Origin of the sequence: uncultured Xanthomonas sp., assembly GCF_964278005.1 — a bacterium.
Lineage (GTDB): Bacteria > Pseudomonadota > Gammaproteobacteria > Xanthomonadales > Xanthomonadaceae > Xanthomonas_A > Xanthomonas_A sontii.
This window is the reverse complement of the sequence record NZ_CAXYKF010000023.1, coordinates 125,167-149,248: the sequence shown is the minus strand read 5'-3', so window position 1 is coordinate 149,248 and position 24,082 is coordinate 125,167. Positions and strand designations below refer to the sequence as shown.

The 24,082-nt window shown below is 69.3% G+C and carries 16 protein-coding genes and 1 other RNA gene; 7 read left to right on the top strand and 10 right to left on the bottom strand.

Annotated features, from left to right (window positions below; translation table 11 throughout):
* Positions 1–25: 25 nt before the first annotated feature.
* From ACHWVH_RS15060 to ACHWVH_RS15050, 3 genes are all read right to left on the bottom strand, one after another.
* Complete coding sequence (locus tag ACHWVH_RS15060) at positions 26–319, bottom strand: LysM peptidoglycan-binding domain-containing protein (RefSeq protein ID WP_017911040.1); 294 nt, start codon at positions 317–319, stop codon at positions 26–28.
* Positions 320–690: 371 nt separating this feature from the next.
* The gene (queF, locus tag ACHWVH_RS15055) at positions 691–1,509 is read right to left on the bottom strand and encodes an NADPH-dependent 7-cyano-7-deazaguanine reductase QueF (protein ID WP_267100669.1); all 819 of its coding nucleotides are present in this window, start codon (positions 1,507–1,509) and stop codon (positions 691–693) included.
* Between the two features lie 374 nt (positions 1,510–1,883).
* A complete protein-coding gene (locus ACHWVH_RS15050; RefSeq protein ID WP_267100670.1) occupies positions 1,884–3,188 on the bottom strand; it encodes a M20 family metallopeptidase in 1,305 nt (434 codons plus the stop codon).
* A gap of 286 nt (positions 3,189–3,474) precedes the next feature.
* On the opposite strand from ACHWVH_RS15050, the gene ACHWVH_RS15045 reads away from it, so the two are divergent.
* From ACHWVH_RS15045 to ACHWVH_RS15035, 3 genes are all read left to right on the top strand, one after another.
* Positions 3,475–4,716 (top strand): efflux RND transporter periplasmic adaptor subunit, encoded by a 1,242-nt coding sequence (locus ACHWVH_RS15045; protein WP_267082742.1) that lies wholly within the window; start codon positions 3,475–3,477, stop codon positions 4,714–4,716.
* A gap of 197 nt (positions 4,717–4,913) precedes the next feature.
* A complete protein-coding gene (locus ACHWVH_RS15040; RefSeq protein ID WP_295939641.1) occupies positions 4,914–8,147 on the top strand; it encodes an efflux RND transporter permease subunit in 3,234 nt (1,077 codons plus the stop codon).
* Between the two features lie 148 nt (positions 8,148–8,295).
* Positions 8,296–11,406, top strand: a complete 3,111-nt coding sequence (locus ACHWVH_RS15035) for an efflux RND transporter permease subunit (protein WP_267087602.1) — start codon at positions 8,296–8,298, stop codon at positions 11,404–11,406.
* Positions 11,407–11,560: 154 nt separating this feature from the next.
* Here the strand turns inward: ACHWVH_RS15035 and ACHWVH_RS15030 are convergent, their stop codons facing one another.
* Positions 11,561–12,253, bottom strand: a complete 693-nt coding sequence (locus tag ACHWVH_RS15030; RefSeq protein WP_394687481.1) for a lectin — start codon at positions 12,251–12,253, stop codon at positions 11,561–11,563.
* A 230-nt stretch (positions 12,254–12,483) separates the two neighbouring features.
* On the opposite strand from ACHWVH_RS15030, the gene ACHWVH_RS15025 reads away from it, so the two are divergent.
* Positions 12,484–12,990 carry a hypothetical protein gene (locus ACHWVH_RS15025; protein ID WP_267124120.1) on the top strand — a complete coding sequence of 169 codons (507 nt, stop codon included), beginning with the start codon at positions 12,484–12,486 and terminating at the stop codon, positions 12,988–12,990.
* Between the two features lie 73 nt (positions 12,991–13,063).
* Here the strand turns inward: ACHWVH_RS15025 and hmgA are convergent, their stop codons facing one another.
* The 3 genes from hmgA to hppD form a co-directional block, all read right to left on the bottom strand.
* Positions 13,064–14,362 carry a homogentisate 1,2-dioxygenase gene (hmgA, locus tag ACHWVH_RS15020; RefSeq protein ID WP_394687480.1) on the bottom strand — a complete coding sequence of 433 codons (1,299 nt, stop codon included), beginning with the start codon at positions 14,360–14,362 and terminating at the stop codon, positions 13,064–13,066.
* A gap of 18 nt (positions 14,363–14,380) precedes the next feature.
* A complete protein-coding gene (locus tag ACHWVH_RS15015; protein ID WP_267110769.1) occupies positions 14,381–14,710 on the bottom strand; it encodes an endonuclease domain-containing protein in 330 nt (109 codons plus the stop codon).
* A 182-nt stretch (positions 14,711–14,892) separates the two neighbouring features.
* Positions 14,893–15,960, bottom strand: a complete 1,068-nt coding sequence (gene hppD, locus ACHWVH_RS15010) for a 4-hydroxyphenylpyruvate dioxygenase (protein ID WP_087963682.1) — start codon at positions 15,958–15,960, stop codon at positions 14,893–14,895.
* Between the two features lie 182 nt (positions 15,961–16,142).
* Here hppD and ACHWVH_RS15005 point away from each other — a divergent pair, with 182 nt between their 5' ends.
* Positions 16,143–16,625, top strand: a complete 483-nt coding sequence (locus ACHWVH_RS15005) for a MarR family winged helix-turn-helix transcriptional regulator (RefSeq protein ID WP_010341302.1) — start codon at positions 16,143–16,145, stop codon at positions 16,623–16,625.
* Positions 16,626–16,769: 144 nt separating this feature from the next.
* Here ACHWVH_RS15005 and ACHWVH_RS15000 read toward each other — a convergent pair whose 3' ends face one another.
* The 3 genes from ACHWVH_RS15000 to ACHWVH_RS14990 form a co-directional block, all read right to left on the bottom strand.
* Positions 16,770–17,372, bottom strand: a complete 603-nt coding sequence (locus ACHWVH_RS15000) for a thioredoxin family protein (RefSeq protein WP_295958266.1) — start codon at positions 17,370–17,372, stop codon at positions 16,770–16,772.
* 15 nt (positions 17,373–17,387) lie between these two features.
* Entirely contained in the window at positions 17,388–18,911 is a 1,524-nt protein-coding gene (locus ACHWVH_RS14995; protein WP_267105168.1) for a peptide MFS transporter, read from the bottom strand.
* A gap of 294 nt (positions 18,912–19,205) precedes the next feature.
* Positions 19,206–20,117, bottom strand: a complete 912-nt coding sequence (locus ACHWVH_RS14990) for a tryptophan 2,3-dioxygenase (protein ID WP_394687479.1) — start codon at positions 20,115–20,117, stop codon at positions 19,206–19,208.
* Positions 20,118–20,309: 192 nt separating this feature from the next.
* Here ACHWVH_RS14990 and ACHWVH_RS14985 point away from each other — a divergent pair.
* Together ACHWVH_RS14985 and ACHWVH_RS14980 are read left to right on the top strand one after the other, a co-directional pair.
* A non-coding RNA gene (locus ACHWVH_RS14985) (sX9 sRNA) lies at positions 20,310–20,385 on the top strand.
* 41 nt (positions 20,386–20,426) lie between these two features.
* Positions 20,427–24,008: a lamin tail domain-containing protein gene (locus ACHWVH_RS14980; RefSeq protein ID WP_394687478.1), complete on the top strand. Its 3,582-nt coding sequence runs from the start codon at positions 20,427–20,429 to the stop codon at positions 24,006–24,008.
* Positions 24,009–24,082 lie beyond the last annotated feature (74 nt).

Here is a 24,082-nt window from a genome sequence, read left to right as displayed (position 1 = left end):
AACGAAAGGGGGTGGTGGCGACGCCTCAGGCGCCGGCCGGCAGCTTGAGCGTCTGGCCGGGGTAGATCTTGTCGGGGTCGGCCAGCACGTCGCGGTTGGCCTCGAAGATGCGCGTCCAGGCATTGCCGTCGCCGTAATGCAGCTTGGCGATCTTGGACAACGAATCGCCGGGCTTGACCACGTACACCTGCTGCACCTGTTCGGCGGTGCTGTCGACCTTGCTCTGCACGGCGGAAAAATCCGCCTTCTGTACGACGTCGGCGGTGGTATCCACCTTGGCGGTGACCGCCGAGAAATCGGCGCGCTTGTCACTGTTCATCGCGTGGCTTCCTGCGTGATGGGACGCTGCCACGGTGTCACAGGATTTGTTAAAAAAGGATCGCGCGGCCGTGAACCGCGCGGCTGCGGTTCAGGCGCGCCGCGCGCATTCCAACGCGGCGAAATGTGTCGCTCGCACGCTCGGGACCGTGCATGCCAGCGGGACCGCGGGCACTCGCCACCATCGCCATGTGGGCGCATCGTCCAGGCGACGACTGCGCGAACCCCGGTCTGCCGCAGAGAAGCTGACGACAGCGCTCCCCGCAGGGCACTTCTTGTGGGAGGGACTTCAGTCCCGCCTGCAGCACGCTCGGCCGCGTCGATGATGTCGCGCGTCGCGGCCGATGGCGCAATCGCGTTGTCAGCGCCGCTCTACTGACGCAGATCGCGCAGGAAGCTCAGCGGCTCGGCCACGTCCGCGGTGGCGCGCCAGGGATTGATGTCCAGCCCGCCGCGGCGGGTGTAGCGCGCCTCCACCTGCAGCGACTGCGGCCGGCAGCGGGTCATCAGGTCGTGGAAGATGCGCTCCACGCATTGCTCGTGGAAGCCGGCGTGCTCGCGGAAACTGATCAGGTAGCGCAGCAGGCCTTCGCGGTCGATGCGGCCGCCGCGATAGCGCACATGTAGCGAGGCCCAGTCCGGCTGGCCGGTGACCGGGCAGTTGGATTTGAGCAATTCGCTGGTCAGCGTTTCCTCGACCATGTCGCCGTCGGCAGCGGACAGGAAGTCCGGACGCGGCGGACCGTAGCAGTCGATGGCGATGTCCAGCGCATCGAGCGACTCGCCCTCGCCCAGCGTGTCCATCGGCGGCAGGCCGAATTCCATCGCCACGTCGGCGCCGGCGCGCGCCGACAGATCGGTGACGATGCAACTGCGCAGCGCTTCGGCGCTGTTGAAGCGCATCGCGTTGAGCGAGTTGAGATAGAGCTTGAGCGATTTGGATTCGATCAGGTTGGGCGAGGCGCACGGCACGTGCAGGGTCGCGGTGGCCACGCAGGGCTTGCCCTGCGCATCGAGCCAGCTCAGTTCGTAGGCGTGCCAGCGGTCCACGCCGAAGAACGGCAGCGCCGCGGGGTCGAGACCGATCTCGGTGCGCGCCGCAGCGCGCGGGATGGGAAACAGCAGCGCGGGATCGTACTGCGACGGGTAGGCGACCTCGCGGCCGAGACTGGAATCCTGGGGGGTGTTCATGCCATGCAGTGTAGCGGGCGCGTTCTGGCTGGGAGGTGTATGGGGCGGGGATTCGGGATTCGGGAGTGGCAAAAGCAAAATCTGGCTCACTTGGATCGACGTGCTTGCGTCGATGCGAGGCGTTGCACGTCGCGACCGAGGTCGCTCCCACAAAGGCTCACCGCGAGCCCGCCGGATGCACTGTGGGAGGGACTTCAGTCCCGACGCATTGCGCCATCGGCAAGCGCGCCACTCGCGCCTCGCACCTGCATGACGGTTGACTCCCCGGGACGATCGAGCGCCGCTCCAACGGATATGCGATGGGGCAGCAACGATGACGATTCCCTAAGCCGCCGCACCCATGCGCTTACGAATCCCCAATCCCGACTCCCCAATCACTGCTTCAAGTAATCCAACGCCACCTGCAGCATCGCGCGCAGGCCGACGTCCAGGGCGGTCTCGTCGAGCAGGAACTGCGGCGAGTGGTTGCTGGGCGCAGTCGCCGGGTCGATGCCGGGGCCGGTGGCGCCGACGAAGAAGAACATCGACGGCACCTGCTGCGCGTAGAACGAGAAATCCTCCGCGCCCATCTGCAGCGGCGGTTCGTAGACGTTGCCGGCGCCGACCACCGCCTGCAGGCTGGGCAGCATGCGCGCAGTCAGCGCCGGGTCGTTGACCGTGGCCGGGTTGCCGTCCTGGTCGGGCACGTGCGCTTCGGCCTTGGCGCCGTGCGCGGCGGCGGTGTGCTCGGCCACGGTCCTGAGGTCGGCGAAGATCTGCTGGCGCATGCCCTCGTCGAAGGTGCGGATGGTGCCGACCATCTCCACGTCGTCGGGGATGATGTTGTAGCGGATGCCGCCCTTGATCGCGCCGAAGCTGAGCACCGCCGGCTGCTTGGACAGGTTGGCGCGGCGGCTGATCACCGTCTGCGCCGCGCCGATCAGGTCGGCGCTGGTCACGATCGGGTCGATGCCGTTCCACGGCGCCGAGCCGTGGGTCTGGCGGCCGATCACCTTGATACTGAAACGGTCCGAGGCGGCCATCAGCGGGCCGCCGCGCACCGCGATCTTGCCGGCCTGGACGCTGGAGAACACGTGCAGGCCGAACATCGCCTGCGGCTTGAAGTCGCGGAACAGGCCTTCCTTGAGCATCAGCGAGGCGCCGCCCTCCTCGTTGCCCGGCGCGCCCTCCTCCGACGGCTGGAACACCAGCATGACCTCGCCCGGCAGCTGCGCGCGCATCGCCACCAGCGCCTCGGCGACGCCGAGCAGGATCGCGGTGTGCGCGTCATGGCCACAGGCGTGCATCACCCCCACGGTCTCGCCGCGGTACTCGCTGGTGGCCTTGGAGGCGAACGGCAGGCCGGTCTGCTCGGTCACCGGCAGCGCGTCCATGTCCGCGCGCAGGGCGATCTTCGGCCCGGGCAGCGCGCCTTTGACGATGGCCACAACGCCATGATGGGCGATGCCGGTCTGCGGCTTCAGGCCCAACGCGCGCAGCCGTTCGGCGACCTTGGCGGCGGTGCGCTCCTCGCGGTTGGACAGCTCCGGGTGCTGGTGGAAGTCGCGCCGCCACTCCACCACCTTGGCCTGCAGCTTGGCCGCGGCGGCCGTCACCTCGGGGCGCTCGGCGCTCTGCGCCCAGGCCAGGGCGGGGACGGCGAACAGCATCGCGGACAGCAGGCGGGACAGGCGCGGCATGGCAAGGCTCCAGATCGGGACGCAACGGGCGTTCAGTCACTGTAGTGCATCGGCCGCCGGCGAGGGGCGGCCACGGATCCCGCTGCGGACAAAAAACCCTTGCGAATCCGTGTCAACCGATGCGCCGCCTGCGCGTTGCGAGAGCGGACGACCGGCCTTGCCCGCCCGCGGGGTCTGTCCCTTCAGTCATGGTCCAATCGCAACGCGCCGGCGATATGCTTTCTCGCTCGTCACCAGCCACTGCGGGAGGGCCCTCCACCCCGCCTCGCCACAGGAGTTTCCCCGGATGTCGCGTTTCTGGAAGATTGCGCTGCTGATCCTCGCAGCGGTGGCCGTGGTGGTGGTGGGCATGCGCGTCATGCGCGGCGGACATCACAAGGGCGGCGGCCCCGGTGACGGCATGGGCGACGACAGCGACAACACGCCGGTCCCGGTGACGGTCGTCGCCGCCACCCACCAGGCGGTGCCGATCTACGCCACCGCCACCGGCACGGTGACCGCGCTGAGCACCGTCACCGTCAGCCCGCAGGTCGGCGGCCAGCTGATGAGCCTGAATTTCCGCGAAGGCCAGGAAGTGAAGAAGGGCGAGCTGCTGGCGCAGATCGACCCGCGCTCGCTGCAGGCCAGCTACGACCAGGCCGCGGCGAGCAAGCGCCAGAACCAGGCGCTGCTGGCCACTGCGCGTTCCACCTTCCAGCGCTCCGACTCGCCGGCCTACCGCCAGTACGTGGCCAAGACCGACCTGGACACCCAGCGCAACCAGGTGGCGCAGTACGAAGCGGCGGTCGCCGCCAACGACGCGCAGATGCGTGCGGCGCAGGTGCAGTTGCAGTACACCCGCATCCTCGCCCCCAGCGACGGCATCGCCGGCATCCGCGGCGTGGACGTGGGCAACATCGTCAGCACCAGCAGCACCATCGTCACCATCACCCAGGTGCACCCGATCTACGTGACCTTCAACCTGCCGGAGATCCAGCTGCAGGACGTGCGCCAGGCGCAGGCCGCCGCGCCGCTGCCGGTGACCGCGCTGGACCGCACCGATGCGCATCCGATCGCCAGCGACGGCCAGGTCGACGTGATCGACAACCAGATCAGCGCCGACACCGGCACCTTCAAGGTCCGCGCGGTGTTCCCGAACGACGACCGCGCGCTGTGGCCGGGCCAGTTCGTCAACGTGCGCCTGACCCTGCGCACCGTGGCCGACGGCGTGGTGGTGCCGACCCAGGCGGTGCAGCGCGGGCCCAACGGCGACTACGTGTACGTGGTGCAGGCCGACAACACGGTCAAGATGCAGACGGTCAAGCAGGGCGCGGAAGTGGGCGACAGCCACGTGCAGCTGACGGAAGGCCTGAAGGCCGGTGAGCGGGTGGTCACCGAAGGCCAGTTCCGGCTCAAGCCCGGCACCAAGGTGAATGCGCTGAAGCCGGGCGAAGCGCCGCCGGAGCCGACCGAGGCCGAACTGAAGGCGGCCGAGGGCAAGCAGCAGCAGCGCGGCGGCGGACGCCGCGGCGGCGGCGGGCCGCGCTGAGCGTGCCGCGCACGCGGCGCGCGGCGGCAACGGCCCTGCCGCGCCTGCGTGGCGGGCGGCGGCCGGATCGCGCGCAGGCGGCGGCGTTCCCGCCCCACGTCGCGATCGCGGCACGGGGCCACGGCCCCCGCTGATTCCGCCGTCTTTCCCGGCGCCGGCCTGGCCGCGCCGGACTCTCACCAGCAAGGATCTTCCCCGTGGGCTTTTCGACGATCTTCATCCGCCGCCCGATCGCCACCACCTTGCTGATGGCAGGCGTGCTGCTGCTCGGCATCCTCGGCTACCGGCAGCTGCCGGTGTCGGCGCTGCCGGAAATCGACGCGCCCAGCCTGGTGGTGACCACGCAGTATCCCGGCGCCAACGCCAGCACCATGGCCTCGCTGGTGACCACGCCGCTGGAGCGCCAGCTCGGGCAGATCTCCGGGCTGCAGATGATGACCTCCGACTCGTCGGCCGGCCTGTCCACGATCGTGCTGCAGTTCGCGATGGACCGCGACATCGACATCGCCGCGCAGGACGTGCAGGCGGCGATCCGCCAGTCCACCCTGCCCTCCTCGCTGCCCTACCAGCCGGTCTACAACCGGGTGAACCCGGCCGACGCGGCGATCCTCACCCTCAAGCTCAGCTCCGACACGCTGCCGCTGCGCGAGGTCAACAACTACGCCGACTCGATCCTGGCCCAGCGCCTGTCGCAGGTGCCGGGCGTGGGCCTGGTGTCGATCGCCGGCAACGTGCGCCCGGCGGTGCGCATCCAGGTCAATCCGGCGCAGCTGTCGAACATGGGCCTGACCCTGGAGGCGCTGCGCAGCGCGCTGACCCAGACCAACGTCAACGCGCCGAAGGGCTCGCTCAACGGCAAGACCCAGTCCTACAGCATCGGCACCAACGACCAGCTGTCCAGCGCCGCCGAGTACCGCGACACCGTGATCAGCTACCGCAACGGCGCGCCGGTGCGGCTGTCGGACGTGGCCAAGGTGGTGGACGGGGTGGAGAACGACCAGCTCGCCGCCTGGGCCGACGGCAAGCCGGCGGTGCTGCTGGAAGTGCGCCGCCAGCCCGGCGCCAACATCGTGCAGACGGTGGAGCAGATCCGCGCGATCCTGCCGCAGCTGCAGGGCGTGCTGCCGGCCGGCGTGCACCTGGACGTGTTCTCCGACCGCACCGAGACCATTCGCGCCTCGGTGCACGAGGTCAAGTTCACCCTGATCCTGACCATCGGCCTGGTGGTGGCGGTGATCTTCGTGTTCCTGCGCCGGCTGTGGGCCACGGTGATTCCGTCGGTGGCGGTGCCGCTGTCGCTGGCCGGCACCTTCGCGGTGATGGCCTTCGCCGGCATGTCGCTGGACAACCTGTCGCTGATGGCGCTGGTGGTGGCCACCGGCTTCGTGGTCGACGATGCGATCGTGATGATCGAGAACATCGTGCGCTACATCGAACAGGGCAAGAGCGGCCGCGAGGCCGCGGAGATCGGCGCGCGCCAGATCGGCTTCACCGTGCTGTCGCTGACCGTGTCGCTGGTGGCGGTGTTCCTGCCGCTGATCCTGATGCCCGGCGTCACCGGCCGCCTGTTCCACGAGTTCGCCTGGGTGCTGAGCATCGCGGTGGTGATCTCGATGCTGGTGTCGCTGACGCTGACGCCGATGATGTGCGCCTACTTGCTCAAGCCCGACGCCCTGCCCGAGGGCGAGGACGCGCACGAGCGCACCGCGGCGGCCGGCAAGACCACGCTGTGGTCGCGCACCGTGGGCGTGTACGAGCGCAGCCTGGACTGGGTGCTGGGCCACCAGAAGCTCACCCTGCTGGTGGCGCTGGCGACCATGGTGCTGACCGTGCTGCTGTACGTGGTGATCCCCAAGGGTCTGCTTCCCGAGCAGGACACCGGGCTGATCACCGGTGTGGTCCAGGCCGACCAGAACGTGGCGTTCCCGCAGATGGAGCAGCGCACCCAGGCGGTGGCCGAGGCGCTGCGGCGCGACCCGGCGGTGACCGGCGTGGCCGCCTTCATCGGCGCCGGCTCGATGAACCCCACCCTCAACCAGGGCCAGCTCAGCATCGTGCTGAAGCCGCGCAGCGACCGCGACAGCCTGGAAGACCTGCTGCCGCGGCTGCAGAAGGCGGTGGCCGGGCTGCCCGGCGTCGCCCTGTATCTGAAGCCGGTGCAGGACGTGACCCTGGACACCCGCGTGGCCGCCACCGAATACCAGTACTCGCTCTCGGACGTGGACAGCGCCGAGCTGGCGACCCAGGCCACGCGCCTGACCGAGGCGCTGCGCAAGCGCCCGGAACTGACCGACGTGGACAACAACCTGGCCAACCAGGGCCGTGCGCTGGAACTGCACGTGGACCGCGAGAAGGCCAGCACCCTCGGCGTGCCGATGCAGACCATCGACGACACGCTGTACGACGCCTTCGGCCAGCGCCAGATCTCCACCATCTTCACCCAGCTCAACCAGTACCGCGTGGTGCTGGAAGTGGCGCCGGAGTTCCGCACCAGCACCGCGCTGCTCAACCAGCTGGCGGTGGCCAGCAACGGCAGCGGCGCGCTGACCGCCAGCAATGCCACCAGCTTCGGCCAGACCACCTCCAGCAACTCCTCCACCGCCACCGGCATCGGCGCGCAGAACACCGGCATCACCGTCGGCAGCGGCGGCACCGTGCCGCTGGCGGCGGTGGCCGAGGCCAAGCAGTCGACCACGCCGCTGGTGGTCAGCCACCAGCAGCAGCTGCCGGCGGTCACCGTGTCGTTCAACCTGGCGCAGGGCTACTCGCTGTCGCAGGCGGTGGCGGCGATCGAGGAAACCCGCGCGCAGCTGCAGCTGCCGCCGCAGCTGCATGCCGAGTTCATCGGCAAGGCCGCCGAATTCACCGGCAGCCAGACCGACGTGGTGTGGCTGCTGCTGGCCTCGGTGGTGCTGATCTACATCGTGCTGGGCGTGCTGTACGAGAGCTACATCCACCCGCTGACGATCATCTCCACGCTGCCGCCGGCCGGCGTCGGCGCGCTGCTGGCGCTGATGCTGTGCGGGCTGAGCCTGTCGGTGGACGGCATCGTCGGCATCGTGCTGCTCATCGGCATCGTCAAGAAGAACGCGATCATGATGATCGACTTCGCGATCGACGCACGCCGCGAGGGCGCCAACGCCCACGACGCGATCCGCCGCGCCTGCCTGCTGCGCTTCCGCCCGATCATGATGACCACCGCCGCGGCGATGCTGGGCGCACTGCCGCTGGCGCTGGGCGATGGCATCGGCTCGGAACTGCGCCGCCCGCTGGGCATCTCCATCGTCGGCGGCCTGCTGCTGTCGCAGCTGGTCACCCTGTACACCACCCCGGTGATCTACCTGTACATGGAACGCGCTTCCGAGCGCGTGCGCACCTGGCGCGAGCGGCGTGCGGCGCGGCAGGCGACGGCGGCGGAGGGAAGGGCGTGAGGGGCCGGGAATCGGGAATCGGGAATCGGGAATCGGAAAGCGCCGAGTCCGCGCGCTGCCGACTCGTTCACTCCATGCCGGATCCTCGAAAGACTGACACCGGGCGCGTACTGCGATTCCCGATTCCCCATTCCCCATTCCCGGCCCCATGAACATCTCCGCGCCCTTCATCCGCCGCCCCATCGGCACCGCGCTGCTGGCCATCGGCCTGTTCGTGATCGGCATGATGTGCTACCTGCGCCTGGGCGTGGCGGCGCTGCCGAACATCTCGATCCCGGTGATCTTCGTGCAGGCCAGCCAGGCCGGCGCCGATGCCTCGACCATGGCCGCCACGGTCACCGCGCCGCTGGAGCGGCACTTGGGCCAGGTGCCCGGCATCGACACCATGCGCTCCTCCAGCTCGGAGGGGAACAGCCAGGTGTTCATGGTGTTCCAGAGCAGCCGCAACATCGATTCGGCGGCGCAGGACGTGCAGACCGCGATCAACGCCGCGCAGGCCGACCTGCCCTCCGGCCTGGCCACGCCGCGCTACCAGAAGGCCAATCCCAACGACGACCCGGTCATCGCCATCGCCCTGACCTCGGACACGCAGTCGGCCGACGAGCTGTACAACGTCGCCGATTCGCTGCTGGCGCAGCGCCTGCGCCAGATCACCGGCGTGGCCTCGGTGGACATCGGCGGCGCCTCCACGCCGGCGGTGCGGGTGGACGTGAACCTGCGCGCGCTCAACGCCATGGGCCTGACCCCGGACGACCTGCGCAACGCGGTGCGCGCGGCCAACGTCACCTCGCCCACCGGCTTCCTCAGCGACGGCGCCACCACCACGGCCATCGTCGCCAACGACGCGGTGGCCAAGGCCGCCGACTTCGGCCAGGTGGTGATCAGCCAGCAACAGGGCCGCGCGGTGCGCCTGCGCGACATCGCCAACGTCTACGACGGCCAGCAGGACGCCTACCAGGCGGCCTGGTTCGGCGGCAAGCCGGCGGTGGTGATGTATGTGTTCACCCGCGCCGGCGCCAACATCGTGGAGACGGTGGACCGGGTCAAGGCCGAGATCCCGATGCTGCGCACCTACCTGCAGCCGGGCACGAAGATGACGGCGTACTTCGACCGTACCCCGACCATCCGCGCCTCGCTCAACGAGGTGCAGGCCACGCTGATGATCAGCCTGGCGATGGTGGTGCTGACCATGGCGCTGTTCCTGCGCCGGCTGGCGCCCACGCTGATCGCCGCGGCCACCGTGCCGCTGTCGCTGGCCGGCGCGGCGCTGGCGATGTACGTCATGGGCTTCACCCTCAACAACCTGAGCCTGCTGGCGCTGGTGATCGCGATCGGCTTCGTCGTCGACGATGCGATCGTGGTCATCGAGAACATCATGCGCCACCTCGACGAGGGCATGTCGCGGCTGGACGCGGCGCTGGCCGGCGCGCGCGAGATCGGCTTCACCATCGTCTCGATCACCGCCTCGCTGGTGGCGGTGTTCATTCCGATCCTGTTCGCCAGCGGCATGATCGGGGTGTTCTTCCGCGAGTTCACCGTCACCCTGGTCGCGGCGATCTGCGTCTCGGCGGTGGTCTCGCTGACACTGACCCCGGCGCTGTGCAGCCGCTTCCTGTCCGCGCACGCCGAGCCGGAGCAACCCGGCCGCTTCGGCGCCTGGCTGGAGCGCATGCACGATCGCATGCTGCGCGTGTACACCGTGGCCCTGGACTTCTCGCTGCGCCACGCGCTGCTGCTGGCGCTGACCCCGCTGCTGCTGATCGCGGCCACGGTGTTCCTGGCCGGCGCGGTCAAGAAGGGCTCGTTCCCGGCGCAGGACACCGGCCTGATCTGGGGCCGCGCCACCTCCAGCGCCACGGTTTCTTTCGCCGACATGGTCAACCGCCAGCGCCGCATCACCGACATGCTGATGTCCGACCCGGCGGTGAAGATCGTCGGTGCGCGCCTGGGCAGCAGCCGCCAGGGCTCCAGCGCCAGCTTCAACATCGAGCTCAAGCGCCGCGACGAAGGCCGCACCGATACCACCGCGCAGGTGCTGGCGCGGCTCAGCGCCAAGGCCGACCGCTACCCCGACCTGCAGCTGCGCCTGCGCGCGATCCAGGATCTGCCCAGCGACGGTGGCGGCGGCACCAGCCAGGGCGCGCAGTACCGCGTCTCGCTGCAGGGCAACGACAACGCGCAGTTGCAGGAATGGCTGCCCAAGCTGCAGGCCGCCCTGAAGCAGAACCCCAAGCTGCGCGACGTCGGCACCGATGTGGACAACGCCGGCCTGCGCCAGAACATCGTCATCGACCGCGCCCTGGCCGCGCGCCTGGGCGTGTCGATCGGCGCCATCGACGGCGCGCTGTACGGCGCGTTCGGTCAGCGCCAGATCTCCACCATCTACTCCGACCTCAACCAGTACAGCGTGGTGGTCAACGCGCTGCCGGACCAGACCGCCACGCCGGCGGCGCTGAACCGCATCTACGTGCCGACGCGCAACGGCACGATGATCCCGCTGACCGCGGTGGCGCATCAGGTGCCGGGGCTGGCGCCGTCGCAGATCACGCACATGAACCAGTACACGACCATGGACCTGAGCTACAACCTGGCGCCAGGCGTGAGCACCGGCGAGGGCGATGCGATCATCGCCGCCACCGTGGCCGGGCTGCGCATGCCCGGCGATATCCGCATCGCCGACGGCGGCGGCTTCGGCGTGCAGCTGCAGCCGAACTCGATGCTGGTACTGGTGCTGGCCGCGATCGTGGTGGTCTACATCGTGCTGGGCATGCTCTACGAGAGCCTGGTGCACCCGGTGACCATCCTCTCCACCCTGCCGGCCGCCGGCATGGGCGCGCTGCTGGCGCTGTGGGTCACCGGCACCGAGCTGTCAGTGATCTCGATGATCGCGCTGGTGCTGCTGATCGGCATCGTCAAGAAGAACGCGATCATGATGATCGACTTCGCCCTGGTCGCCGAGCGCGAGCACGGCAAGACCCCGCTGGAGGCCGCGCGCGAAGCCTGCATCGTGCGCTTCCGCCCGATCATGATGACCACGATGGTGGCGATCCTGGCCGCGGTACCGCTGGCGGTGGGCCTGGGCGAAGGCTCGGAGCTGCGTCGCCCGCTCGGCATCGCGATGATCGGCGGCCTGCTGATCTCGCAGAGCCTGACCCTGCTCAGCACCCCGGCGCTGTACGTGATCTTCTCCTGCCTGCGCGAACGCTGGTACGCCCGGCGCGCGCGGCGGCGCGAGCGGCGGCAGCTGCGGGTGGCCTGAAGGCCGGGGATCGGGAATAGAGAATGGGGAATCGGAAAAGCGAGGAGCAAAGAGCGGTCATGCGCCACTGAGGTGAAAGCGGCACCAGTTGCCTCAGTCACTCGACCCTCATGCTCTTCCCATTCCCCACTCCCGATTCCCGATTCCCGGCTTCTCAGCCACACCCTTCCACGTAATCCACCTGCGGCGGCAGGCCCACGCGCCAGGCGACGGCCTTGCCGGCTGCGTCGGTCTCGAACACCAGCACGCCAGGCTGGCCGGACTCGCCGCGCACGCGCAGCATCTTGGCGCCTTCGGCGTACTTGTGCGGCTGCTCTTCCACGCGACCGGCGTACAACGCGCGCAGTTGCGCCAGGTCCATGCCGACCTTGCCGCCGCCGGGCGCGGTCTCCTTGGGGGTGCGCACGTCGTAGCGCACCAACTTGTCGCCTTCGATCATCAGGCCGAACCGGTGGTTGCCCTTGGCCCAGCGTGGACGCAGCACGTAGCAGCTGCTGCCGGCGCTGGGCTGGCCGTCGAGCTCGCCGCCCCAGGCGGCGCGTGCCTGCGCCGCCGACATGCCCAGGCGCAGGTCGCCATAGCCATCGATGCGGGCCAGTTGCCGGTCGTCCGCGGCCAGTTCCGGCGGCAGCGCCGAGGCCGGCGCCTGTGCCGGCGGCACGTCGCTATCGGGCTGGTCGATGTCCGGCGGCGGCAAGGCGCCGTCGTCGGCCGTGGCGGGTGCCGCGGTCGGCGCCTGCGCCGGCGCAGACGGTGCGGGAGGCGCGGCTGGCGGCGCGGGCGGCTGCCGGTCGCAGGCGGCGAGCGCGAGCAGCAACACCGCCACGCCTGGTTGAATCGGCTTCATCGCACTTCCTCGCTGGACCAGCGCATAGGCTAGCGTGCATGCGCTTGCGCTGCACGGCGCTGCGGCGACGACACGCAGCGCGCAGCCGCGGCTCGGCACAGCGCCCTGAACCGGGCGTTCGATCACGCCGATGACAAGACGGCTGCAGGCACCGACACGCCGACGCATCGCCCCTGTCATCGGCATTTCACCGCGCTGCGCCACGCTGCGCGCCTACCGACCCCGCCGCCATGCACCCGCGCAAGACCGCCCTCGCCCTTGCGGCACTGCAATCGCACGATGCGCCGCTGGACATGCGCCAGCGACGCGTGCTGATCCTGGCCGACGGCCAGCGCAGCGTCGAGGAACTGGCCACGCTGGGCGGCCGCGGCGCCGATGCGATCGTGCAGGGGCTGCTGGAGCAGGGCTACCTGGACGATGGGCGCAGCGTCGCCGCCGCAACGGTGGCCGCGAGCGCGCCACCACCACCGGCCGACCCGCGTCGCGCCCTGCTCAATGCACGCATGTATCTGCTGGACCTGCTGCAACTGCAGCGGCATCCGGCCTCGCCTGCCCTGCAGCTGCAGTTGCGCGCCGCGCGCGAGGAGCAGGACACCCTGCGCGCGATCGCGCTGGCGCTGCGCACGATGCCGGAGATGACCTCCGAGCGCTACGCGCAGCGCATCCGCGAGCGCGTGCTGGAGATCCTGCCGGCATCACTGCACGGCGCGCTGACGGCCGCGGCGGAGGCCGCCTGACGGGCAGCGCCGCCGTGCGTCGCAGCGGCAGTCCCGGCAGCAGCCTGAGCGGCGCGGCCGCGCCGGCGCCCGCTCAGGGCGCGCGGAAGTGCCGGCGCAGGCCCTGCCAGCACTGCTGGTAGTCGCGCTGGCGATGCGCGGCGTCCAGCGCCTGTGCGGTCGGGCGCAGCACCGCACGGGTCTCGAACATGAAGGCCATGGTGTCGGCGATGACGTCCGGCCGCGACAGGTCGGCCTGCGAGGCCTTGTCGAAGGTGGCCGCGTCCGGGCCGTGCCCACTCATGCAGTTGTGTAGCGACGCGCCGCCAGGGGCGAAGCCGTCGGCCTTGGCATCGTAGACGCCGTGCACCAGGCCCATGAACTCGCTGGCTACGTTGCGGTGGAACCACGGCGGCCGGAAGGTGTGCTGCGCCACCAACCAGCGCGGCGGGAAGATCGCGAAATCCATGTTGGCGGTGCCGGGCGTGTCGCTGGGCGCGGTCAGCACGGTGAAGATGCTGGGATCGGGATGGTCGAAACTGATCGAGCCGATGGTGTTGAAGCGGCGCAGGTCGTACTTGTACGGCGCGTAGTTGCCGTGCCAGGCGACCACGTCCAGCGGCGAATGCCCGATCGGCGCGCGCCACAGATGGCCCTGGAACTTGGCGATCAGTGCGAAGTCGCCCTCGTCTTCCTCGTAGGCGGCGACCGGAGTCAGGAAGTCGCGCGGATTGGCCAGGCCATTGGCGCCGATCGGCCCCAGGTCCGGCAGCCGCAGCAGGCCGCCGAAGTTCTCGCACACGTAGCCGCGCGCGGCGCCGTCGGGCAGTTCCACACGGAAACGCACGCCGCGCGGGATCACCGCGATTTCCTGCGGCGCCACTTCCAGCGTGCCCAGTTCGGTGCACAGGCGCAGTCGGCCGAGCTGCGGGACCAACAGCAGTTCCGCATCGGCGTTGTAGAAGAACCGGCCCTGCATCGACGCGTTGGCCGCATACAGGTGCACCGCCACGCCATGCTGCGCCTCGGCCGAACCGTTGCCGGCCATCGTGTACAGGCCATCGACGAAGTCCACCGGCGTCTCCGGCAGCGGCAACGGGCTCCAGCGCAACTGGTCCGGCGGCACCGGACCGCGCTGGAAGTCGTTGTGGAACGCGCCGGCACGGTCGTAAGCGACGAAGCCGCCGTGCACCACCGCCGGGCGGATGCGGTATAGCCAACTGCGCCGGTTGACGCCGCGCGGCGCGGTGAACGCGGTACCCGACAACTGCTCGGCGTACAGGCCGTGGGCCACGCGCTGCGGCGAGTTCTGCCCGACCGGCAACGCGCCGGGCACCGCCTCGGTGGCGAATTCGTTGCCGAAGCCGGACATGTAGCGATGATGGTCATGCATATGCTTGAGCCTTGGATATCAAGCCCCTCTACCACCGGGAGAGGGGTTGGGGTGAGGGTACGGCGACCCAGTGGCGTCGCAAATCACCTGGATCACGGCATCGATCGAAAGCAGTACGTCATTGTTCCAGAAGCGCATGACCCGCCAGCCTTGCGATGCCAGCCAACGCGTTCTTGTGGCATCGCATGGTTCGCTATGTTGCGCGCCGTCGATTTCGACAATCAGCTTTGCCGCCACACAACAGAAATCTGCGACATACGGTGGGATCGGGTACTGACGCCGGAACTTGGCACCTTGCAACTGTCCGCTTCTCAGACAACGCCATAGTGCGCGCTCGGCGTCGGTCATGGTGCGACGTAGGTGGCGTGCGTGTGCCAGTGTCGATGTGGATAGTGGCGGTTTGATCGTCATGACCCCACCGTACCCTCACCCCAACCCCTCTCTCCCACAGGGACTTCCTTCGGTCGCCGATGGGAGAGGGGCTAATGCCGCTGTCCGGACTCTCCGCGCTGCGCTGTCAGCATCTGCTCTCAGAGCACGCCGCGCTTCATCTGGTCGCGCTCGATGCTCTCGAACAGCGCCTGGAAGTTGCCTTCGCCGAAGCCCTCGTTGCCCTTGCGCTGGATGATCTCGAAGAAGATCGGGCCGATGCAGTTCTGGGTGAAGATCTGCAGCAGCTTGCGCTGCTTGGTTTCCAGGTCGGCGTCGATCAGGATCTTGTTGCGCGCCAGCCGCGCCACGTCCTCGCCGTGATTGGGGATGCGCTGGTCGATCACCTCGAAATAGGTGTCCGGCGTGTCCAGGAACTCGACACCGGCCGCGCGCATGCGCTCGACGGTCTCGTAGATGTCGTCGGTGAAGCAGGCGATGTGCTGGATGCCTTCGCCGCGGTAGGCGTCCAGGTACTCGTTGATCTGGCTCTTCGGATCGGACGATTCGTTGAGCGGGATGCGCACCACGCCGTCCGGCGCCGTCATCGCCTTGGACACCAGCCCGGTCTTGGCGCCCTTGATGTCGAAGTAGCGGATCTCGCGGAAGTTGAACAGGCGCTCGTAGTAGTCCGACCAGCGCTGCATGTTGCCGAAGTACAGGTTGTGGGTCAGGTGGTCGATGAAGGTCAGGCCGAAACCGGCCGGATGCTGCTCGGCACCGGGCACCGGCTCGAACTCGGTGTACACCGAGCCCTTCTCGCCGTACTGGTCGACCAGATACAGCATGCAGTCGCCGATGCCCTTGACCACCGGCGCCGGCACCGCGCGGGTGTCGGCCTTGTCGGCGATCGCTTCGCCGCCGTTCTCCAGCACCTTGGCGAACACGTCGTCGGCCGGGTGCCGGAAGCGGATCGCGAAGCCGCAGGCGCAGGGACCATGTGCGGCCGCGAAGTCGGCGGCGAAGGAATCCGGTTCCTCGTTGACCAGGAAGTTGACTCCGCCCTGGCGGTACACGGTGATCGCGCGCTGGCGATGGCGCAGCACCGCGGTGAAGCCCATGCTGCGGAAATACGCGTGCAACTGCTCGCCCTGCCCGGCCGGCGCGGCGAATTCCACGAACTCGAAACCGTCGATGCCCATCGGGTTCTCGAAGGTGGTGACCTGCATGCCGAGGTTGGTCGGCTGCGACGGATGCTGCGCTTGTGCATTCATGACGCGTCTCCTGGAGGGGGGAGTCGCGGCGGCCGGGCCGAAATTTCGGATGCGGACGGGCGCCAGACTCGCGAGAATGGACCGTAGTATCCTCCGTTATAGTTACAAGTGAAACCACCAGCAAGGTGCAATGCAGCATGACGATCGCCACGCCCGCTCCCACGCCCGACTCGCCCTCCCTGGATCTGGAACGGTTCCTGCCGTACCGGATCAGCGTGCTGTCCAACCGCATCAGCAGCAACATCGCCCGCGTCTACGGCGAGCGCTACGGCATGGCGGTGACCGAGTGGCGGGTGATGGCGGTGCTGGCGCTGTATCCGGGGCTGTCGGCCGGCGAGGTCTCCGAGCGCACCGCGATGGACAAGGTGGCGGTGAGCCGGGCGGTGGCGCGGCAGCTGGAGCGTGGCTTCATCCAGCGCGAGACCCACGGCGACGACCGCCGCCGCTCGGTGCTGCACCTGACCGCGGCCGGGGTGGAGGTGTACCAGGTGGTGGCACCGATGGTGCTGGAATGCGAGCGGCGCCTGCTGGCGCCCTTCAGCGAGGACGAGCAGCGGCTGCTGAACCGGCTGATCGACCGCTTGGCGGCCGAGGGCCTGCCGAGCATGACCGGGCGCTGAGGCGCCGGGGCCCGTGACACCGGGGCCTCGAACACCGGAGGAGCGGCTTCATCCGCGACCGGGCATTCCTTGGAAGCCCGGTCGCGGCTGATCCCACAAAAGGAGACAAGAGCCGCTCCTACGAGAATTGCGCTTCGCCGCCGCTCAGGCCTTGGGCGGCGCCCATTCCTTGAGGAAGTCCGAGAACTTCTTGCGGTCGTAGTCCTTGCCCTTCTGCAGGTCGGCGAGTATCTGCGAGTGCAGCAGCTTGCCGTCGGCGTCGAGCACCAGCAGGTGCGGGAAGTCGACGATCTTCGGGTACTGCGCCATGAACGCCTCGTTCTTGTTGGCGTCGCTGACGTTGACCTTGACCCAGACGAAGTTGGCGTCGCGGAAGCTGCGCAGTTCCGCATCGCCCTCGATGAAGGTGTCCAGGGTGTGGCACCAGTCGCACGCCTCGTTGCCCACGTCGAGCAGGATGCGCTTGCCGCCGCGCTTGGCCTCGACCATGGCGGTGTCCAGGTCGTCGGCCGGATTGCGCTGCGGATCGAACTGCGCGCCCAGGGCCTTGGCCGCGGCCACGTCGGCGGCGGCCGGGGTATTGCCCGAGGCCACCGGCTGGTTGGGGTCGGCCACCGGCGGCTTCTGCACCGAGGTGTCCAGCGGCTTGGCCGGCGCCTGCGCGTCGGGCGGTGCCGCGGTCTGCCCGCACGCGCTCAGCGCCAGCATCGCCGCCAGGGCAGCGCAGATCGTCTTGTTCATCGCCATTGCGTCGTCCTCAGGTTACTTCACACCGTGCATCAGCTTGCTGATCAGCGGCGCGATCAGGAACAGCACCACGCCGGCGCCCAGCAGCGCCCAGAAGCCGAAGGTATACCCGCCCAGCGCGGACGACACGGTCATGCCGCCTTCGCCGCTGACATGGCTGGCGAAGATGCCGGACAGGTTGTTGCCGATGCCGGTGGACAGGAACCAGCCGCCCATGCCGAAGCCGACCAGTCGCACCGGCGCCAGCTTGGTCACCATCGACAGTCCGATCGGCGACAGGCACAGCTCGCCCACCGACTGGATGACGTAGACCATGAACAGGGTCCAGAACGGGATCTTGCCGGCGTCGTTGACCAGGCTCGACAGCGCGAACATCAGCAGCAGGAAGGCCAGGCCGTTGAACGCCAGGCCGAGCGCGAACTTGCGCGAGATCGACGGATTGAAGCGGCCAGCCTTGACCCAGATCCAGGCGATGACCGGCGCCAGGGTGATGATCGCCAGCGAGTTGACCGACTGGAACCACGCGGTCGGGAAGGTCCAGTCGCCGAACTGGCGGTTGACGATCTCGTCGGCGAGGAAGGTGAAGGAACTGCCGGCCTGCTCGAAGAACATCCAGAACAGCACGTTGAAGGCGAAGATGATCAGCATCGCGATGACCTTGTCGCGCGCCACCTTGCCGTTGCGGATGCCTTCCACCAGCAACATGATCGCCAGGGCCACGAACATGGTACTGAGGATCCACTGCAGCACTTCGGCGCCGGCGGCCAGCGCCAGGTACACCGCCGGGACCGCCACCAGCATGCCCAGCAACACGTAGACCACGCGCATGCCGCCGGCACCGCCCGGCAACGGCGCACCGATGCCCTTGAGCTGGCGGCGGCCGAACCAGAACCACACCAGGCTGATCAGCATGCCGATGCCCGAGGCGATGAACACCATCTTGTAGGACGGCATCGCTTCGGTGCCGAACACCTTCTCGGCCAGTTGCTGGGTCAGCCACGGCGCGATCATCGCGCCCAGGTTGATGCCCATGTAGAAGATGGTGAAGCCGCTGTCGCGGCGCGGATCGGCGGCGCTGTACAGCTTGCCGACCATGGTCGAAATGTTGGGTTTGAACAGGCCGTTGCCGACCACGACGGTGGCCAGGCCCAGTTCGAAGATCTGCGGGTTGGGCACGGAGATCAGGAACAGGCCGGTGGACATCACCGCCGCACCGACCAGGATGGAGCGCTGGTAGCCGAGCACCCGGTCGGCGATGTAGCCGCCGAAGATCGCCGCCGCGTACACCAGTGCCAGGTAGGCGCCGTAGGTGGCGCTGGCGGAGGCCTGGCCCGAACCCTGGCCGCCATGGAACTGCGCCACGATGTACAGCACCAGCGCCCAGCGAATGCCGTAGAACGCGAAGCGCTCCCAGAACTCGGTCATGAACAGCATCCACAGCGGACGCGGATGCCCCAGCAGGGTCTTGAATTCGGGCGGTTGCGCTGACGGCGGCTGCGGTGAGGCGGGGTGGTTCGACGCGACGACGTCAACGCTCATGCGGTGTTCCCTTGCGTATTCAGGATGGGCTGGGGCGGTGCGTCCGGCCAGGCCGGGCAACGGGCGAGGATCACCGAGCGACGGCGTGGCGTCAAATGCGCGGGCGGGCCGGGACTCGGGACCCGGAGCCCGGGACCCGGGAAGGCGGGCGCTCGAAGGCCAGGGATTCCGGGCGAGAAGGCGATGTGCGCATGCGGTACGCCCGGGTCCACGCGGCACGCCCCACGGAAAGACCAACGCCTCCGACCACGACGCAGCGCAGCAAGGCCGAGCGGCGCCTGCCCGCGCGCTCCACTACGGCGCTTGCGACGCCCCACCCGGGTCCCGGGTCCCGAGTCCCGGGTCCCGGCTCTCCAGCCCCACCGAGGTCCGCACCTCGAACAACTCCGGAAAGAAGGTCAGCGCCAGCGCCTGCTGCAGGAAGCCGACGCCGCTGGAGCCGCCGGTGCCGCGCTTGAAGCCGATCACCCGCATCACCGTGCGCATGTGGCGGAAGCGCCACAGCTGGAACTGGGTCTCCAGGTCCACCAGGTCCTCGCACAGCGCGTACTCGCGCCAGTAGCGGTCGGTGTTCTCGTAGATGCGCTCGAACACCGGGCGCAGCAGCGGGTCGCTGACGTGCGGCTGGCGCCAGTCGCGGGCGTGGTACGGCGCCGGCACCGCGTGGCCGAAGCGGGCCAGGTAACGCAGGAACTCCTCGTACAGGCTGGGCGCCTCCAGCACCGCCTGCAGCGCCGCCTGGCCCTGCGGGTCGTGGTCGAACACCGGCAGCATCTGCGCGTTCTTGTTGCCGAGCATGAATTCGATGGTGCGGTACTGCAGCGACTGGAAGCCGGAGGACGGACCCAGCACGTCGCGGAAGCCCATGTACTCGGACGGGGTCAGGGTCTCCAGCACCGACCACTGCTCGGTCAGCAGGCGCAGCACCTGTTTGCTGCGCGCCAGCACCTTGCGGCACTGCCACACCTGGTCGCGCTGCAGGTGCGCGATCGCCGCGCCCAGCTCATGCGCCAGCAGCTTCAGCCAAAGCTCGGAGGTCTGGTGCTGGACGATGAACAGCAGCTCGTCGTGGTGCGGCGGGCTCGACAGCGGCTGCTGCGCCGACAGCAGCCGGTCCAGGCGCAGGTAGCCGCCGTAGGTCAGGCGGCCTTCCAGGTCGGTATGGATGCCGGCTTCGAGCGGGCGCTGGTTCTGTTCGACGGGCATGGGCGGCGTGGGCGTTCCGGGCCGGCAAGGGTACCGCAGCGACGAATGTCACACATTCGTCAGCACCGGCTGACAAACTCCGGCACAATCGTCGGCGGCGCCTGGGGGGTGCCGTCGGTTCATCTGCGTAAGAGCGGCTAACGAAACTACTGCGCAGCCACCAAGCGGGCGCGGACGGTGCTCGGAATCCTCATGTACCACTCGTACACTGCGGTTCCTCCGCGCCGTCCGCACCCACCTGGCGACTGCTCGCTACGTTTCGTTCGCCACTCTTCGTCCACGTCTTCAAGGATTGGGGAGATCTTGTTCATGCGAACCATGCTGCTTCGAGCTGCAGTGTTGTCGTGCGCGCTGGGTGGTGCCGGGTACGCCCAGGCCCAGGTGGTCATCAGCCAGGTCTATGGCGGTGGCGGCAACAGCGGCGCCACCTACAAAAGCGATTTCGTCGAATTGCACAACAACGGCAGCGAGGCGGTGAACCTGGCCGGCTGGTCGGTGCAGTACGCCTCGGCCGCCGGCAGCAGCTGGCAGGTCACCACGCTCAGCGGCAGCATCGCGCCGGGCGGCTACTACCTGGTCAAACAGGCCGACGGCAGCGGCGGCAGCACCGCGCTGCCCACGCCCGACGCCACCGGCACCATCGCCATGAGCGGCAGCGCCGGCAAGATCGCGCTGAGCAAGAGCAGCGCCGCGCTGAGCGGCGCCTGCCCGGCCGGCAACGCCGACTTCGTCGGCTACGGCAGCAGCGCCAGCTGCGCCGAGGGCAGCGCCCCGACCGCCGCGCCCAGCAACACCCTGGCGGTGCTGCGCGGCAACGGCGGCTGCACCGACAGCGACAACAACAACGCCGACTTCGCCACCGGCGCGCCGACCCCGCGCAACAGCGCCGCGCCGGTCAGCCTGTGCGGCGGCGGCAACCTGCCGGTGGCCAGCGTGGCCAACGTCAGCCGCGCCGAAGGCGACAGCGGCAGCAGCGCATTCGTGTTCACGGTGACGCTGAGCCAGCCGGCCGGCAGCGCCGGCGTGAGCTTCACCGTCGCCACCCGCGACGGCACCGCCACTGCCGGCAGCGACTACCAGGCACTGGCCGCGACCCAGGTGACCATCCCGGCCGGCGAAAGCAGCGCCGAGGTGCGCGTGCTGGTCAACGGCGACACCAGCAACGAACCCGACGAGACCTTCTACCTCGACATCACCGGCGTCAGCGGTGCGCTGCCGTCCACGCTGACCGCCAGCGGAGTGATCCTCAACGACGACTTCAACCTGGTGCCGATCCACAGCATCCAGGGCAGCGGCGCACGCTCGCCGCTGGTCGGCCAGGTGGTCGCCACCAGCGGCATCGTCACCGCGCGGCGCAGCGCCGGCTTCTTCCTGCAGACGCCCGACGCCCAGGCCGACGCCGACCCGCTCACCTCCGAGGGCATCTACGTCTACACCGGCAGTGCGCCGCCGGCCGAGGCCGCGGTGGGCAATTCGGTGCGGGTGCAGGCCACGGTGGTCGAATACGTGCCCAGCACCGACCCCAGCCAGCCGCCGCTGACCGAACTGACCGCGCCGACGGTGCTGCTGCAGTCCACCGGCAATCCGCTGCCGGCCGCGGTCGAGCTGACCACCCGTTTCCCCGACCCGAACGGCGCCTACGACCAGCTCGAGCGCCTGGAAGGCATGCGCGTCACCGTGCCCAGCCTGACCGTCAACACGCCGACCCTGGGCAACGTCAACGAGACCAACGCCAGCGCCACCAGCAATGGCGTGTTCCATGCCGTGGTCACCGGCCTGCCGCGCGCCTGGCGCACCGCCGGCGTGCAGCAGCCCGACGCGCTGCCGGCCGGCTCGCCGGCCGATGTGCCGCGCTGGAACACCAGCCCGCAGGTGATCGCGGTCGGCAGCGCCGGCCTCGGCGGCCAGCGCATCGACGTGGCCGCCGGCTGCACCGTGCTCGGCGTCAGCGGCCCGCTGGACTACAGCTTCCGCCGCTACACCATCTACCCGGAAACCGCGCCCACCGTGCAGTGCGACGGCGCCGACCAGCCCAAGGCCGCCCCCGCGCCGCAGGCCGACGACGTCAACATCGCCACCTACAACATGGAGCGCTTCTTCGACGACCAGAACGATCCGGCGATCGGCGAACCGGTGCTGACCGCGGCCGCCTACCAGGCGCGCCTCAACAAGGCCTCGCTGGCGATCCGCAACTACCTCAACACCCCCGACATCCTCGGCACGGTGGAGATCGAGAACCTGAGCGTGCTGCAGACCCTGGCCGACCGCGTCAACCGCGACGCGGTCGCCGCCGGCCAGCCCGATCCGCAGTACGTGGCCTACCTGCAGGAAGGCAACGACGTGGGCGGCATCGACGTCGGCTTCCTGGTCAAGACCGCGCAGGTCGGCGCCGGCATCGCCCGCGTCGAGGTGGTCTCGGTGAGCCAGGAAGGCAAGGCCGCCACCTGGACCGAGCCCAGCGGCACCGTCAGCCTGCTCAACGACCGTCCGCCGCTGCTGCTGAAGGCGGTGGTGCATTTCGCCGACGGCCGTGCGCTGCCGCTGACCGTGGTCGAGGTGCACCAGCGTTCGCTCAACGGCGCCGAGACCGACGACGCCAGCGGCCAGCGCATCCGCGCCAAGCGCCAGGCGCAGGCGGTGTTCCTGGCCAACCTGCTGCAGGCGCGCCAGACCGCCGATCCGACCGAGCAGTTGCTGGTGATGGGCGACTTCAACGCCTTCGAGTTCAACGACGGCTACGTCGATGCGATGGGCACCATCACCGGCCTGCCGGCGCCCGACGCGCAGACCGTGGTCGGCGGCGACGGCGCCACCCTGGTCGATCCGGCGCTGTACAACCTGACCCTGCTGTCGACGCCGGACCAGAGCTACTCCTACGCCTACGACGGCAACGTGCAATCGCTGGACCACATCCTGGCCAACCGTGCGCTGATGCGCTCGGCGCAGATCGCCGGTCTCAGCGAAGCCCATGCGCGGCTCAACGCCGACTTCCCGGCCGTGGCCCGCAACGACGCCAACTCGCCGGCGCGGCTGTCCGACCACGACCCGGCGGTGGTGCTGATCAAGCTCAAGCCGCTGGAGCGCGCCGACCTGAGCCTGCGCGTGAGCGCCGCCAACGCGTCGGTCTATGCCGGCGACACCATCCGCTACAGCGTCACCTTGGCCAACGCCGGTCCGGACGCGGCGCGTGCGGCGGCAGTCGCCTTCGCCCTGGACGCGGCGGTGGCCCCGAGCGTGACCGCCGCCCCGGGCTGGGACTGCGCCGCGCCGGAGGTGGCTGCGCAGACCGTGGTCACCTGCAGCACCGCGCAGTTCGCCGCCGGCACCACGCCGCGCTTCGAGGTGGCGGTGCCGGCCGGCACCGCCCTGGTCGGGCGCAGCCTGAGCCTGGCCGCATCGGTGGCCTCGCAGACCGAGGACCCCAACCCCGGCGACAACGGCGGCGGCGCCACCGTGGCGGTGCAGGCGCGTCCGGCCGGCGACCTGGCGGTGTCGATCGACGGCCCGGCCACCCTGCCGTTCTTCGCCTTCTTCGCCGACTACCGCATCGACGTGCGCAACCACGGCAATGCGCCGGTGCAGGGCGCCAGCCTGGAGATCGACGGCAGCACCCTGTCCGCCCTGACCGCGCTGGTGCCGCCGCGCGGCTGGCAGTGCGTGCGGCAGAACCACGGCCTGCGCAGCGCGCGCTTCCAGTGCCGCAGCGGCGCCGACCTGGCACCGGGTGCCAGCGCCGCGTTCCGCCTGAGCCTGGCGACGCGACCGTTGCCGGCCGACCGCCAGATCGTGATCGGCGCCAGCGCCGGCTCGACCTCGGCCGATGCCGACCCGAGCGACAACAGCGCGCGCTTGAGCACCCGCGTGGAGGGGCTGCGCCTGTTCGGCCGCTGATCGCGGCAAGCGGTGCAGACGAAAGGGCGTGGTCGCAAGGCCACGCCCTTTTTGCTTGGGGCAACGCCACCCGG

Coding starts and splice junctions, on each gene's coding strand:
- ACHWVH_RS15060 (WP_017911040.1), bottom strand. CDS start 319: ATGAACAGTGACAAGCGCGCCGATTTCTCGGCGGTCACCGCCAAGGTG.
- queF (WP_267100669.1), bottom strand. CDS start 1,509: ATGAACACCCCCCAGGATTCCAGTCTCGGCCGCGAGGTCGCCTACCCG.
- ACHWVH_RS15050 (WP_267100670.1), bottom strand. CDS start 3,188: ATGCCGCGCCTGTCCCGCCTGCTGTCCGCGATGCTGTTCGCCGTCCCC.
- ACHWVH_RS15045 (WP_267082742.1), top strand. CDS start 3,475: ATGTCGCGTTTCTGGAAGATTGCGCTGCTGATCCTCGCAGCGGTGGCC.
- ACHWVH_RS15035 (WP_267087602.1), top strand. CDS start 8,296: ATGAACATCTCCGCGCCCTTCATCCGCCGCCCCATCGGCACCGCGCTG.
- ACHWVH_RS15030 (WP_394687481.1), bottom strand. CDS start 12,253: ATGAAGCCGATTCAACCAGGCGTGGCGGTGTTGCTGCTCGCGCTCGCC.
- ACHWVH_RS15025 (WP_267124120.1), top strand. CDS start 12,484: ATGCACCCGCGCAAGACCGCCCTCGCCCTTGCGGCACTGCAATCGCAC.
- hmgA (WP_394687480.1), bottom strand. CDS start 14,362: ATGCATGACCATCATCGCTACATGTCCGGCTTCGGCAACGAATTCGCC.
- ACHWVH_RS15015 (WP_267110769.1), bottom strand. CDS start 14,710: ATGACCGACGCCGAGCGCGCACTATGGCGTTGTCTGAGAAGCGGACAG.
- hppD (WP_087963682.1), bottom strand. CDS start 15,960: ATGCAGGTCACCACCTTCGAGAACCCGATGGGCATCGACGGTTTCGAG.
- ACHWVH_RS15005 (WP_010341302.1), top strand. CDS start 16,143: ATGACGATCGCCACGCCCGCTCCCACGCCCGACTCGCCCTCCCTGGAT.
- ACHWVH_RS15000 (WP_295958266.1), bottom strand. CDS start 17,372: ATGGCGATGAACAAGACGATCTGCGCTGCCCTGGCGGCGATGCTGGCG.
- ACHWVH_RS14995 (WP_267105168.1), bottom strand. CDS start 18,911: ATGAGCGTTGACGTCGTCGCGTCGAACCACCCCGCCTCACCGCAGCCG.
- ACHWVH_RS14990 (WP_394687479.1), bottom strand. CDS start 20,117: ATGCCCGTCGAACAGAACCAGCGCCCGCTCGAAGCCGGCATCCATACC.
- ACHWVH_RS14980 (WP_394687478.1), top strand. CDS start 20,427: ATGCGAACCATGCTGCTTCGAGCTGCAGTGTTGTCGTGCGCGCTGGGT.